Annotated in this window: 15 protein-coding genes; 12 read left to right on the top strand and 3 right to left on the bottom strand. The window is 67.2% G+C overall.

The window, feature by feature from the left end; translation table 11 throughout:
• Positions 1-6 precede the first annotated feature (6 nt).
• A complete protein-coding gene (locus tag DKG74_RS05220) occupies positions 7-207 on the bottom strand; it encodes a YdcH family protein (RefSeq protein ID WP_109903341.1) in 201 nt (66 codons plus the stop codon).
• Between the two features lie 57 nt (positions 208-264).
• On the opposite strand from DKG74_RS05220, the gene DKG74_RS05215 reads away from it, so the two are divergent.
• Entirely contained in the window at positions 265-717 is a 453-nt protein-coding gene (locus DKG74_RS05215) for a TIGR02444 family protein (protein ID WP_109903339.1), read from the top strand.
• Between the two features lies 1 nt (position 718).
• Here the strand turns inward: DKG74_RS05215 and DKG74_RS05210 are convergent, their stop codons facing one another.
• Complete coding sequence (locus DKG74_RS05210; RefSeq protein ID WP_341475844.1) at positions 719-1,336, bottom strand: UbiX family flavin prenyltransferase; 618 nt, start codon at positions 1,334-1,336, stop codon at positions 719-721.
• A gap of 217 nt (positions 1,337-1,553) precedes the next feature.
• Here DKG74_RS05210 and DKG74_RS05205 point away from each other — a divergent pair, with 217 nt between their 5' ends.
• The 3 genes from DKG74_RS05205 to DKG74_RS05195 all read left to right on the top strand — a co-directional run bounded on the left by DKG74_RS05205 (position 1,554) and on the right by DKG74_RS05195 (position 4,375).
• On the top strand, positions 1,554-1,721 hold the full coding sequence (locus DKG74_RS05205; protein ID WP_109903335.1) for a YdcH family protein: 168 nt from the start codon (positions 1,554-1,556) through the stop codon (positions 1,719-1,721).
• A gap of 169 nt (positions 1,722-1,890) precedes the next feature.
• A complete protein-coding gene (gene pbpC, locus DKG74_RS05200; protein WP_109903333.1) occupies positions 1,891-4,023 on the top strand; it encodes a penicillin-binding protein 1C in 2,133 nt (710 codons plus the stop codon).
• Positions 4,024-4,087: 64 nt separating this feature from the next.
• Positions 4,088-4,375: a lipid-A-disaccharide synthase N-terminal domain-containing protein gene (locus DKG74_RS05195; RefSeq protein WP_341475843.1), complete on the top strand. Its 288-nt coding sequence runs from the start codon at positions 4,088-4,090 to the stop codon at positions 4,373-4,375.
• On the opposite strand, the gene DKG74_RS05190 is transcribed toward DKG74_RS05195, so the two are convergent.
• A complete protein-coding gene (locus DKG74_RS05190; protein ID WP_109903329.1) occupies positions 4,347-5,567 on the bottom strand; it encodes a class I SAM-dependent methyltransferase in 1,221 nt (406 codons plus the stop codon). The genes DKG74_RS05195 and DKG74_RS05190 overlap by 29 nt on opposite strands.
• 254 nt (positions 5,568-5,821) lie before the next feature.
• Between DKG74_RS05190 and DKG74_RS05185 the strand changes: the two genes are divergently transcribed.
• From DKG74_RS05185 to DKG74_RS05150, 8 genes are all read left to right on the top strand, one after another.
• Entirely contained in the window at positions 5,822-6,721 is a 900-nt protein-coding gene (locus tag DKG74_RS05185; RefSeq protein WP_207779240.1) for a fatty acid desaturase, read from the top strand.
• Positions 6,722-6,847: 126 nt separating this feature from the next.
• Positions 6,848-7,984: an ABC transporter substrate-binding protein gene (locus DKG74_RS05180; protein ID WP_109903325.1), complete on the top strand. Its 1,137-nt coding sequence runs from the start codon at positions 6,848-6,850 to the stop codon at positions 7,982-7,984.
• A 4-nt stretch (positions 7,985-7,988) separates the two neighbouring features.
• Positions 7,989-9,029, top strand: coding sequence for an ABC transporter ATP-binding protein (locus DKG74_RS05175; protein WP_109903323.1), 1,041 nt, complete (start codon positions 7,989-7,991; stop codon positions 9,027-9,029).
• A complete protein-coding gene (locus DKG74_RS05170) occupies positions 9,026-9,883 on the top strand; it encodes an ABC transporter permease (protein ID WP_109903321.1) in 858 nt (285 codons plus the stop codon). The genes DKG74_RS05175 and DKG74_RS05170 overlap by 4 nt, the downstream gene beginning before the upstream one ends.
• Position 9,884: 1 nt before the next feature.
• Entirely contained in the window at positions 9,885-10,661 is a 777-nt protein-coding gene (locus tag DKG74_RS05165) for an ABC transporter permease (protein ID WP_109903319.1), read from the top strand.
• A 1-nt stretch (position 10,662) separates the two neighbouring features.
• Positions 10,663-11,439 carry an SDR family NAD(P)-dependent oxidoreductase gene (locus DKG74_RS05160; protein ID WP_109903317.1) on the top strand — a complete coding sequence of 259 codons (777 nt, stop codon included), beginning with the start codon at positions 10,663-10,665 and terminating at the stop codon, positions 11,437-11,439.
• 14 nt (positions 11,440-11,453) lie between these two features.
• A complete protein-coding gene (locus tag DKG74_RS05155) occupies positions 11,454-12,227 on the top strand; it encodes a glucose 1-dehydrogenase (RefSeq protein ID WP_109903315.1) in 774 nt (257 codons plus the stop codon).
• Between the two features lie 120 nt (positions 12,228-12,347).
• Positions 12,348-13,418 (top strand): OmpA family protein, encoded by a 1,071-nt coding sequence (locus DKG74_RS05150; protein ID WP_109903313.1) that lies wholly within the window; start codon positions 12,348-12,350, stop codon positions 13,416-13,418.
• Positions 13,419-13,436 lie beyond the last annotated feature (18 nt).

Raw genomic sequence — 13,436 nt, 5'->3', positions numbered from 1 at the left:
AGCCTGTCAGGCGATGATGTCGGGCAGGAGCTGGCTGTTGATCTTCAGGATCAGGTCTTTCAGCTGCAGCTTGCGCTTTTTCAGGCGCTGCACCTGAATCTGATCGAAGGGCGGTGTGGCGATGAGAGCGTCGATGGCGGCATCAAGGTCACGGTGTTCCTGCATCAATTCGGTCAGCTTTCGCTGAAGCTCTTCCTCGTCCACCATGCGCGCCGCGATCCCCACACCGGAAAGAGGGGCTTTATACCATGTCTGGGCGCGACCATGAATGTTTCTGACGGGCCGGGCGCGGCGGAATTCTGGCGCTGGTCGATCGCCTGTTACGATCGCCCCGGCGTCGCCGCCTTCTGCCTCGATCTGCAGGACCGGCTGGGGCGGGACGTGAACCTCGTTTTGCTACTGGTTTTCCTCGCCGGGCAAGGGTTTCGGCCGCTTTCGCCAACGGAAATCGCTGCGGTGGAGCGCGCGGCCGCGCCCTTCCGGCAATGGGCGCTGCTGCCGGCGCGGGCGCGCCGCCGCGCCCTGAAGGCGGCGGGAGGTCCCGAATATGCCGCGGCCAAGGCGGCCGAACTGGATCTGGAACGCGAATCACAGCGCCAGATGCTGGCCGCCGCGCCGCGGCTCGGGCGCGATTCCCGCCCGGCGCCCGAAATCGCCGCGGCCAGTCTCGCCGCCTATGGCGTCACGGGGGCCGGGGTGCTGCTGGCGGGATTGTGAGCTACTTGGCCTTGCTCTTGCGCGGGCCTGCCGCGGGGGGGCGCGGCCGGGGCCGGACGCGCGGCCGGCTCGCCTCGCCCCAGCGCCGCACCGGCGCCGAATCGAGATCGAACAGGTCGAGGACGCGGCCGGCGCTCTGCCGCGTCGCGTCGTCGATGGTCTCCAGCTCGGCGTAATAGGCCGGGACCGGCGGCATCACCACCGCGCCCATTTCGGTGACCGCGGTCATCGTGCGCAGGTGGCCGAGGTGCAGCGGCGTCTCCCGCACCATGAGGACGAGACGGCGCCGCTCCTTCAGCACGACATCGGCCGCCCGGCTGATCAGGCTGGAGGTTACCCCGGTGGCGATTTCCGACAGGGTGCGGATCGAACAGGGCGCGATCACCATGCCGAGGGTGCGGAAACTGCCCGAGGCAATGGCGGCGCCGATATCGGCGACCGGATAGACCACGTCGGCGAGGGCATGGACATCCGCCACCTTCAGATCGGTCTCATAGGCGAGGGTCATTTCCGCCGCCTTCGTCATCACCAGATGGCTCTCGACATCGAGGGCGCGCAGCTGCTCGAGCAGGCGGATGCCGAGCATGACGCCCGAGGCGCCGGAAATGCCCACGATCATCCGGGGTTTCTGGGAAGCGGGCGCAGCCATGGTCCAGCGGTGCTTTCTCGACGGTTTCGAGGGCGGAGGGTGGGGGCAGAGACGGGCCGGGTCAACGGTTTTGGAACATGGTGCGATGCGGCATCGAATCAATGCGCTGCATCCATCATTGACGGCTGACGATGCCATCCCCATGTGCTTTCATGTCAGTCCCGTGACTTGAAGGGAGGATGTGCGAATGAGCCTTGAAGCACGCGCAAGCAGCCTGTCCCAACGCCATGCGTCGATCGACCGGGAATTGGAGGCCGAGGCCCACCGGCCGATGCCGGATCCGGCGGTGATCACCAAGCTCAAGCGCGAAAAGCTGCGCATCAAGGACGAGATCAGTCGTCTGCCCACTCATTGAATTCCAGGCCGTAACCGGCTGGGGGCCACACCGCGCCGATGGGCGGGTGTGGCCTCTTTTTATTTTTGGCCCCAGCCCTTGATGTGATCGACGCCATCGCCTCGGGGCCTTCCCCGTGCTTATCTGGCCCCTGTCGGCGCGGGCCGGCGGTTTGGGCGACAGGCAACGGATGAAGCGGTTGAACTTCGGGCGCGGGTGGCGCCGGCTGGCTTTCTGCGCAGGTGTCGCCGCCGTCACTCTGATGGCTGCCGCCATCCTGCTTGACCGGCTCTATCCGCTGCCGCTCGATCTCGTCGCCGCACGCTCGACCATCGTCCTCGATGCCGGCGGCCAACCCCTGCGTGCCTTTCAGACCGGGGATGGGCGCTGGCGCTTTACCGCGCGGCCGGTCGATGTCGATCCCCGCTATCTCGCCATGCTCACCGCCTATGAGGACCGGCGCTTCGCCGATCACTGGGGGGTCGATCCCATCGCCGTGCTGCGCGCGACGGGGCAGGCGCTCCTGTCGGGGCGCATCGTCTCCGGCGCCTCGACCCTGACCATGCAGACCGCCCGCCTGATCGAGCCGCGGCCGCGCACCTTCGGCTCCAAGCTGATCGAGATGGCGCGGGCGCTGCAGCTCGAATGGTATTTGTCGAAGGACGATATCCTCGGTCTCTATCTCACCCTCGCGCCCTATGGCGGCAATCTCGAAGGGGTGCGGGCGGCCTCGCTGTTCTATTTCGGCAAGGAGCCGGACCATCTGACCGATGCCGAGGCGGCGCTGCTGGTCGCCCTGCCGCAATCGCCCGAACGGCGCCGCCCCGACCGCCACGAGGATGTCGCCCGGCAGATGCGCGACGAGGTGCTGACCAGGGTCGCCGCCGCCGGCGTCATCACCGAGGCCGCCGCCCGCGAGGCGATGGAGGAGGAGGTGCCGGTCGCCCGGCTGCCCGCGCCCTTCTTCGCGCCCCATCTGGCCGAGCGGCTGCACATGGCCGATCCCGGTGCCTCGGTCATCGCCAGCACCATCGAGCGCGACCTGCAGCAGAAGCTGGAAGACCTCGCCGCGCGCAGCGTCGCCCAGTTCGAGGCGACGGCCAATATCGCCATTCTCGTCGTCGCCAACGACGGAAGGCGGGTGGTCGCCAGCGTCGGTTCCGCCGGCTATTTCGACCGGCGGCGGGCGGGCCCCATCGACATGACCATGGCCGTGCGTTCCCCCGGTTCGGCCCTGAAACCCTTCATCTATGGCATGGGCTTCGAGGAACTGGTGTGCCACCCGGAAACCATCGTCGTCGACCGGCCGACCCATTTCGGCGGCTATGCCCCGAAGAATTTCGACCGGCTCTACCGGGGCGAGGTGAAGCTGGCGGAGGCGCTTCAGCTTTCGCTCAACATTCCCGCCGTCGCCGTGCTCGATCTCGTCGGGCCGCGCCGCTTCGCCGCCCGGCTGGCGGGCGTGGGCGTGCGCCTGCGCCTGCCCGATCCGGGGGCGGAACCCAGCCTGCCCATCGCCCTCGGCGGTGTCGGCGTCACCTTGCGCGATCTGGTCACGCTCTATGCCGCGCTCGCGGACGGCGGCCGCGCCCTGCCGCTGCGCGATCGCATCCACGACGAGGCGGGCGTGCCGGCCACGCTCCTGTCCGCCTCCGCTGCCTGGCAGGTCTCGTCGATCCTGCGCGACACGCCGCCGCCGCCCCATCTCCTGCCCGGGGAAGCGACCTCGGACGGGCGGCAGATCGCCTATAAGACTGGGACGTCCTATGGTTTCCGCGATGCCTGGGCCATTGGCTACGACAAGGATTATACCGTCGGGGTCTGGGTTGGGCGGCCGGACGGGTCCTTCTCGCCCGGGCGCATGGGGCGCGATGCTGCCGCGCCCCTCGTCTTCGCCGCCTTCTCCATGCTGCCGCCGCCGGGGCCGGACGCCCTGCGCCGCCCACCGCCGCCGCCCGGCACGCTGGTCGCCAGCCAGTCGGAACTGCCGCCCGGGTTGAAGCGCCTGCGGCCGCGCCGGGGCGGCGATGTCTCCGCCATCGCCGCCGGGCGCGACACCCTGCGCCTCGCCGCGCCGCTCGACGGCAGTACCATCGAGGTGCCGCGCCTTCCCGACGGCACGCTGTCCACCGTGCTGCTGCGGGCAAGCGGCGGCACCATGCCCCTGACCTTCCTGGTGAACGGCCGGCCCATCGCCACCACCGCCTTCCGCCGTCAGGCCGAATGGCAGCCGGATGGCATCGGCCGGACCAGCGTCACCGTGCTCGACGCCAGCGGCCGGGCCGCCAGCGCCGATGTCTGGCTGGCCAGCCCGGGCAGTTAAGGCAGGGGACACGGCAGCCAATTCCGGCTATAAGGCGCCGCATCTTCGCCCCCCGGAGTGCATCGTGAACGACACGACCTTGTGGATCATCATCGGCTTCGCCGGACAGGCGCTTTTCACCATGCGCTTCGTCGTGCAGTGGATCGCCAGCGAAAAGGCGAAGCAGAGCCTGGTGCCGGTCGCCTTCTGGTTCTTCTCCATCGGCGGCGGCGTCGTCCTGCTCGGCTATGCCATCCACCGGGAAGACCCGGTGTTCATCGCCGGCCAGGCCGGTGGCCTCGTCATCTATGCGCGGAACCTGTGGTTCATCTATGGCCACAAGTTCAAGCGCGACGAAGGAACAGCCGGCTGATCCCGTTCAGCACGGCGAAAGTGGCGGGCCAGGCCCGCTCGAAACCCTGAATCTTCACCCGCGCGGCGATTTCGCCAACGCTGGACTTGCCGTCGATGGCGCGCGCGATGGCGGGCGCCGCCTGGAGCAGGGGAAAGCGATAGGCCAGACCGTCGAGGGTCAATTTCAGGACCCGGTCCCCGCCCATGGCCGCCGCCATCTGCGCCCCGTCGGTGCGCGACCACACCGGGATCGCGTCGACATCCAGCGGATCGGGCGGCAGTGCCTCGTGATCCGGATGAACGACATAGGCGACATGGCGGGCGATATTGCCGGATAGCCGCTCCGCCAGCATGGCGCGGCCGCGCGGGTCGAGTTCGCCCGCCAGCCGGCGCAAGGTCGGATCGACCAGATAGGTCTCGGGCTGGTAGCGGGCGGGCTCGATCAGGCTGGCGAGGCCAAGGCCGCCATCCTCGATCAGGGCGACGAACGCCTCGACATCATAGGCGCGGTCGCGCGAATGCAGCAGCAGGTCGAAGATGCCGGCATCGCCACCCTGAATGTGGTCGGTGACGGCGTCGTTGCGGCGCAGGCGATTGGTGCCGGGCAGGGCGGGCAGCAGGCGCCTGGCGACGGAGAGGCGCGCGGCCGGCGCATCGCCCTCCGGCGCCAGCAGGCGGAAGACATCCTGCATGTCGTAAACGCCGCTGCGCCCGATCCGGCCATAGACCATCAGGCCCATGCCGCCGCCCCGCGCCAGTACCGCGCGCAGGGCGGCAAGGCCCGCCGCCGGCTCGGCCAGATGGTGCAACACGCCGCAGCAGTCGATGTAATCGTAAGGCCCGGGCGCCAGCCGCTCGACCTCGAGCAGCGATCCTGAAACGAAGCGGATGTCGAGGCCGCGCACCGCCGCCCGCTCGGCTGCCACCTTCTGCGCCGCCACCGACATGTCGAGATGGGTGATCTCCGCCGCGATCCCGGCATCGGCCAGTTGCTGGGCCAGCATGATGCAGCCGTCCCCGGTGCCGCCCCCGGCGAAGAGCACGCGCGGGCGCGCCGGCAGGCGTCCGCCGAAAATCCAGTGGCGCATCTCCGGCAAGGCGCTGGGGCTGCCTTCGATCAGGCGCTTCGCCTCGTCGCGCGGGTTGCGGCTGGGGTAGGGCAGGGCCTCGTAGTGCCGGGCAACCAGATCGTCGGTGGTAGGCGTGGTCATGGGGCGGCAGGCTCGGCGGGATCGGGCGGGTCGATGGCGGGCAAGGTGAAGCGCCGGCGCCGCTTTGTCCACCCTCGGTCGCCGCCTCCGCCGTCGCTTGACGGAATCCTCAACTGAACTTGTCACCACCGGTATCTGTTGCAGGGCACCATCCGGGTGATCGTTGATTCAATTCAGAACGATTACAGGGTACCGCGTCCATGGAAGAAGTATTCGTTCGCACGAATTTGATAAAGCCCGGCCGTCTTCATGAATTGAGTGCGCGTTCCAACGTCAAGGGCGCCATCCAGTTGTGCGGTCATTTCGGCGCCATCGGGATCAGTGGCTGGCTGCTCTATCTCACGCAAGGGACTTGGGCGGTGGTGCCGGTGTTTCTTGTCCACGGCATCCTGCTGAATTTCCTTTACGCGGGTCAGCACGAGCTTTGTCACTGGACGGTGTTTCGTACACGCCCGCTCAACGAAGTCTTCGGCCGGCTGATCGGCTTCCTGATGATCTACCCGCGCGATTTCGACCTGATCCAGCACACCGCCCACCATCGTCACACCCAGGACTGGGCGAAGGACGGCGAACTGGCCCGGCCGAGATATACGCTTCTCTCCTACCTCATGTGGTTCTTCGGCCCGTCCTATTGGTACACACGGATCGCGCGCATCCTGCGCATGGCCGCCGGCCGGGTGACCGAGCCCTATATCCCCGAGGCGCGCAAGGCCGATGTCATCCGCGAGGCGCGGCTGCATCTTGCCGGTTATGCCCTGATCGCCGCCGCCTCGGTCGCGGCCGGCAGCTGGGCGGCGGTCACCTACTGGCTGGCGCCGCTGGTGCTGACCAAATTCGTCCACCAGATGCAGAACACGATCGAGCATCTCGGCCTCTCGCACGAGCAGAACATCCTGGTGAACACGCGGACGACGCGGACCAATGCCCTGATGCGGCTGATCTGCTGGAACATGCAGTATCACACGGCGCACCACGCCTTCCCCGGCGTGCCGTTCCATCGCCTGCCGCAACTGCACCGCGAAATCTTCGACGGCAACAACATCGCCCCCAACAGCATGACCTATCTCGGCTTCCAGGCACGGCTGTGGCGGGCGCTGGCGGCGGGGCCGGGCGAGGTGGCCTATGCCGACGACCGGGTCTGGGTGCGCGACTGAGCGGCCCGGTCAAAGTGTCCTTTTACACGTCGAAAACAAACCGTTGTTGCACCGCAGCACTCCCGCGCCGAAGCTGGACGGGCGTAATGGCGGCAGAGACGGCGTAACCTTCCGAGGGAGAGTACCATGAGCAGCAAAGACGAAATCCTGCGCGTTCGCCGCTATTTCAACCTCAGCCGGCGCGACATGCTGCGCGGCGCGGCGGCGCTCGGTGCCGCGGGGGCGCTCGGCTTCGGCGGGATGCGCAAGGCTGCGGCGGCGACCGACATCAACTATATCGGCTGGGAAGGCTACGACACCTTCTTGACCGGCGGCGAATTCGACAAGGCCAAGGGCTATGCCCTGCAGAAGACGCTGATTTCCTCGACCGACGAGATCATCACCAAGCTGCGCCTCGACAGCAGCGCGGTCGACGTCTGCACGCCCTATTTCGTCAATGACGACTTCCTCGCGGCGGAAGGCCTGCTGGCCCCGCTCGATCTCGCGCAGATCCCCAATTTCGCCAAGCTGCATCCGACCATCAAGCAGTTTGCCGAAAGCAACATGACGACGGACGGCACCTGGTATGCCTGTCCCTTCACCTTCGGCTCGATCTGTATGCTCTACGACAGCACGAAGATCGCGGCGCCCACCTCCTGGGCCGACCTGATGAAGGACGAATACAAGGGCAAGGCGGCGATCACCGCCGACTATCAGGGCAATATCTTTGCCATGGCCCGGGTGCTCGGCATCGCCAACCCGCACCACATGACCCGCGACGAACTGGCCAAGACGACCGATCTGCTGATCACCCTGAAGAAGAAGCACCTGAAGGCCATCGCCCCGTCCTACGGCGACCTGATCAATATGTATGTGAACAAGGAAATCGTCATCTCGCAGGGCTGGGAGCCGGTCTCCACCTGGATCGGCGACGGCACCACGGTGAAGGTCGCCTATCCCAAGGAAGGCAGCAGCGGCTTCATCGAAGGCTATGCCATCGGCAAGGGCTCGGCCAAGTCGGCCGAGGCGCACGCCCTGATCAACAACGCCCTCTCGCTCGAGGGGCAGATCGCCGGCGCCGACCTCAGCTCGATCCCCGTGGTGACGAGCGAGGCGATGGAGAAGGCGGGGGCCGCCAACAAGGCGCTCTACGACTATACGGACCTTGAAGGTTACTTCACCAGGAAGACCCTGGTGATGGAAATGTATCCGCTCGACGAGGACGGCGAATACGCGATCTGGGACGATTACCAGGAAGCCTGGGAAAAGGTGCTCAAGGCCTGACCGGATGAGCGATCCCCTGCTGCGTCTGCGGAATATTTCCAAGAACTATCGCGAAACCCAGGCGGTTCACCCGCTCGACCTCGATGTCGAGCGGGGGGATTTCGTCGCCCTGCTCGGGCCGTCGGGCTGCGGCAAGACCACCTTGCTGCGCATGATCGGCGGCTTCCTGCCGCCCAGCACCGGCACCATCGAGATCGGCGGCCAGGATGTGACCGCCCTCGGCCCCGAGAAGCGCAACACCAACATGGTCTTCCAGGGTTACGGCCTGTTCCCCCACATGACCGTGGCCCAGAACATCGGCTATGGCCCCAAGATCGCCGGGCGCGACCCCGAACAGATCGACCTCGACGTCGTCCGGATGCTGAACCTCGTCCATCTGGGCGCGGTCGCCGACCGGCTGCCGGCGGCCCTCTCGGGCGGGCAGCAGCAGCGCGTCGCGCTCGCCCGCGCCCTCGTCATGCGGCCCTCGATCCTGTTGCTCGACGAGCCGCTGGCCGCGCTCGACCTCAAGCTGCGCAAGGCGATGCAGGACGAGCTGAAATCCCTGCACAGGGCAATCGGCGGCACCTTCATTTTCGTTACCCACGATCAGGGCGAGGCGATCGACCTCGCCAACCGGATCGTCGTCATGGAGGCAGGGCGCATCGTCCAGCAGGGCACGCCCGAGGATGTCTACCGCCGCCCGGCCAGCCGTTTCGTCGCCTCCTTCATCGGCGACGCCAACATGCTGTCGGCGGTGCGGAAGGGTGGCGAGGTCGAGATCGGCAGCGGACGGCTGCCGTCGCCGGGGCCGGACGGTCCCGTCCTCGTGGTCATCCGGCCGGACGATATCGCCCTTGCCGGCGACGGGCCGCTGACACTTGCCGGCACGGTGACGGAAAGCCGCTTCATGGGGCCCTACCTCCGCCTCGTGGTGACGCTCGCCGACGGCACGGCGGTCACGGTGCACCGTCCTTCGGGCGCCGAAGGCGCGGCGCCGCCCCCGATGGGCAGCACGGCTACCCTCGGCCTGCCGGCGGCGGCCTGCAGCGTGGTCGCGCCATGAGCCTGTCGCCCGCCCTGCGCCGGGGTCTCGGCCTGACCCCGGCGCTGACCATCTTCGGGCTGTTCTTCGCCCTGCCCATGGCCTATCTGCTGGTCGTCACCTTCTGGCGCATCAAGCGTTACCGGCTAACCCCGGATTTCACCCTGTCGAATTACGCCGATGTCTTCGGCGATTATCTCCACGCCCTCGGCTTCACGCTTGTGATCGCCCTCGTGATCGCCCTGATCACCACCGCGCTCGCCTTCGCCATCGCCTATCTGATCCGCTTTCGCTCCGGTCTGTTCGGTCAGATCATCCTGCTGTCGGCGCTGGCGACCCTGTTCGGCGGCTATCTGGTGAAGATCTATGCCTGGAAGGCGATGCTGGGCGCGCAGGGCAGCGTCAATCTGCTGCTGATCAACCTCGGCCTGATCGACGAGCCGATTTCCTGGCTGCTCTACAGCCCGGCCGCCGTGGTGATCACCCTCGTTCATTTCATGCTGCCCTTCGCCCTGCTGCCCATTCTCGCGGGTCTGCGCGGCGTCTCCGAAGCCCCGCTGGAGGCGGCGCGGGATCTCGGCGCGAAGCCCTGGCAGATCACCAGGGACATCGTCCTGCCGCAGTGCCGGGGCAGCCTGTTCTCCGCCTTCTCCCTCGCCTTCCTGATTCCGGCCGGCGACTATGTGACGCCCCGGCTGGTCGGCGGGCCCGAGACCTTCATGGTCGGCAATTTCATCGAAAATCTCTTCGTCGGGCGGATGAACGCGCCCATGGGCGCCGCGCTGGCGTTCACGACGCTGCTGGCCTGCGGCATCGTGCTCGTCACCGCGCATTGGCTGCTCGGCCGGGCGCTGACGCCCAAGTGGGGGCGCTGAGATGGCGGCCAAGGCGCAGGCGGCCTGGACCGCTTTCGGCGCGGCGGTGCTGGTGTTCATGCTCTCGCCGCTCGTCCTCGTCGTCTTCTTCTCGCTGGCGGAAAATGCCAATGCGACCTTCCCGCCGGGCGGTGCCACGCTGCACTGGTACGGCGTGCTGTTCGACAACGCCGATTTCTGGAAGGCCCTTGGCAACAGCGCCATCGTCACCCTGTCCGTCGGTCTCGTCTCCATGATCGCCGGCACGCTGGCGGCCATGGCGCTCGCCCGCTCGGGGCCGAAGCTCGCTAATGGCGTGATCGCCCTGATCACCCTGCCGATCATGCTGCCGCCGCTCGTGCTCGCTCTCGCGCTCGCCACCGGCTATTCGTCCCTCGGCCTGCCGCTCGGCCTTTCGACGGTGATCCCCAGCCATCTCGTCTTCACCCAGCCCTTCGTCATTCTGGTGGTCTATGCCCAGATGGCCGGCTTCAACATGGCGATCGTCGACAGCGCCCGTGACCTCGGCGCCGGCTCGTGGACGATCTTCCGCACCGTGATCCTGCCGATCATCCGGCCGACCCTGATCGGCGCGACCCTGATGGCGATGGCGGTCTCGCTCGACGATTTCATCATCACCTATTTCACCATCGGCGGCGGCATGACCCTGCCGACCATGATCTGGGGCATGCTGCGCAAGGCGCTCGATCCCAGCATCAACGCCCTCGGCTCGCTGGTGCTGGTCGCCACAATCGGCACCAGCCTGATCGCCCTCCGCCTGACCCGTTACCGAGGCTGAAATGACCGCCCATGATTTCACCGGCCGCCATGTCGTGATCACCGGGGCCAGCATGGGCATCGGCCTCGCCATCGCCCACGCCTTCGCGGCGGCGGGCGCCGATCTCACCCTGATGGCCGAGAACGAGGCGATCCACGCCGCCGGGGCCGAGGTCGCGGCCGCCTGCGGCCGGCCGGTCCGCGCGCTGAAATGCGACATCGCCGACCGCGCCGCCGTCTATGCCGCCATCGGTGCGCTGCCCGCCATCGACGTGCTGATCAACAACGCCGGCTTCCAGCCCATGACCCCGCTAAGCGGCGCGACCGAAGCGAGCGACGCCGCCTTCGAGCGCTGCATTTCCGTCAATGTCCTCGGCACCTATTACGTCACGCGGGCGGCGCTGCCGCTGATGACGCGGGGTGGGCGGATCATCGTCACCTCGTCGATCTGGGGCCGCACCGGGGCCGCCGGCTTCTCGGGCTATGCCGCCTCGAAACATGCGGTCGCCGGCTTCATGCGCTCCCTCGCCATGGAACTCGGGCCGTTGGGCATCACGGTGAACGCGGTCTGCCCCGGCTGGGTCGAGACCGAAGGTTCCATGTGGACGATCCGGGCCGAGGCGGCGGAACTCGGCATTCCCGTGCCCGAACTGGTCGAGCGTTATCTGGGCGCCCAGCCGATCCCCGGCATGATGCAGCCCGCGGCGGTCGCGCCCGCCTATCTCTTCCTCGCCTCCGACGGGGCGGCCGATATCACCGGCCAGATGCTCAACGTCGACCGCGGCAGTTTCATCGGTTGAAGACGGAACCTCTCATGTCAAAGCTCCAGGGCCGCATCGCCATGGTCACCGGCGCCGCCGCCGGCATCGGTTTTGCGACGGCCACCCTGCTCGCCCGGGAAGGCGCCACCGTCATCCTGACCGATATCGACGAGGCAGGCGGTGCCGCCGCCGCCGCGGCGCTGCCCGGTGGCCTGTTCCTTGCCCATGACGTCGCCAGCGAAGCCTCCTGGCAGGCGGTGATGGCCGAGGTGACGGCGCGGTTCGGCCGGCTCGACATTCTCGTCAACAACGCCGGCATCCAGCTCACCCGTGGGCTGGAGGAAACCAGCCTCGACGACTGGCACCGGGTGATGAGCGTCAACGCCGACAGCGCCTTCCTCGGCACCAGAACGGCCATCGGCCTGATGAAGGGGACGGGGGGCGGCTCCATCGTCAATCTGTCCTCGACCTTCGGCATCATCGCCGACGGTCTGAACGCCGCCTATTGCGCGTCGAAGGCGGCGGTGCGCCATTTCACCAAGGCCGCCGCGCTCTATTGCGCCGACCGGGGCTATGGCATCCGGGTGAACTCGGTGCATCCCGGCCTCGCCTGGACCCCGATGCTGGAGCGCGAGATCGTCGACGTCGCGGCGGAGCGGGGGCTGTCCGATACCTCGTCGGTCCGCGCGGAATGGAACCGTATCTGCCCCCTTGGCGTCGGCACGGCCGAGGATATCGCCGAGGGCATCCTCTATCTCGCCTCCGATGCCTCGAAATATGTCACGGGCAGCGAATTGGTCATCGACGGCGGTCATATCATCCGCTGATGTTCCCGCGACGGTGGTTAACCATAGTTGCGGGACAGAAAAGTGGTGACACGGATTGAGCCTGCTCTTTCCGGGTGGTAGAACGACCGTAATGGTGGCGGTTTTTCTGGCGGGGGTTACATGCGCGGTCTGTCTCGCATCGTTCTGGGGGCGCTCGTGCTGGCGGGCGGGGCTTCGACGGCCTTCGCCGATGGCAACCTCGGCCCCGGCCCCTATCTGGGCGGCTATGGCGCCTTCGTGATCCCGCAGAGCATCGACGTCGAAGGCGACGCGGATGGCGACGGCATCGACGACAAGGCGAGGGTCGAATTCGACAATGGCTGGGGCGTCGGCGCCCTGCTCGGTTACGACTACGGCGCCATCCGGGTCGAGGCGGATATCGGTTACCGCAGCTTCGATGCGAGCGACATCAAGAACCTGCGCCTGGGCGATGGCGCGGGCGGCTATACGAACGTCGGCGATTCCGCGACCGACAATAATTTCGGCGTGCTCTCCGTGATGGGCAACGTCCTTTACGAATACGAGAACTCGTCGGCCTTCACGCCCTATATCGGCGCCGGTCTCGGCGCGGCCTGGGTTTTCGTGAACGAAGGCAATGGCCCGGTGACCATCGCTTCCGGTGACGATGTCGGCTTCGCCTATCAGGGCATCGTCGGCGCCAAGGTCGCGATCAACGACAATCTGTCGGCCTTCGCCGACTACCGCTACCTCGGCACCTCGGACATTCAGGTGAACGAGCTGAAGTCGTCCTACGCGCTGCAGAGCGTGCAGGCCGGCCTCGTCTATGCCTTCAGCGCCTATGACCCGCCGCCGCCGCCGGTGCCGACGCCGGATACCGCGCCGGTGGCCGCGCCGGTGCTCGACCGCTCCTACATGGTGTTCTTCGACTGGAATTCGTCCGAAATCACGGCGGATGCCGCCGCGATCATTCAGGACGCCGCCCAGTCGGCGCTGACGCGGGGTGTCAGCCGGATCGAATTGACCGGCCACGCCGACCGTTCGGGTGCCACCGACTACAACCAGGCCCTGTCGGTGCGCCGGGCCGAGGCGGTGAAGGCCAAGCTGCTGGAAATCGGCATGACCTCGGCCGAGATCGTCACCCTGGGTAAGGGCGAGTCCGCGCCGCTGGTGCCGACGCCGGACGGTGTGCGCGAGCCGCAGAACCGCCGGGTGGAAATCGTCATGCCCTGAGTGGCACCCGTCTTCAGG

This window comes from Zavarzinia aquatilis (genome assembly GCF_003173035.1).
Classification (GTDB): Bacteria; Pseudomonadota; Alphaproteobacteria; order Zavarziniales; family Zavarziniaceae; genus Zavarzinia; species Zavarzinia aquatilis.
Note: the sequence above shows the minus strand (reverse complement) of the source record. Positions and strands in the feature narration are given on the sequence as shown.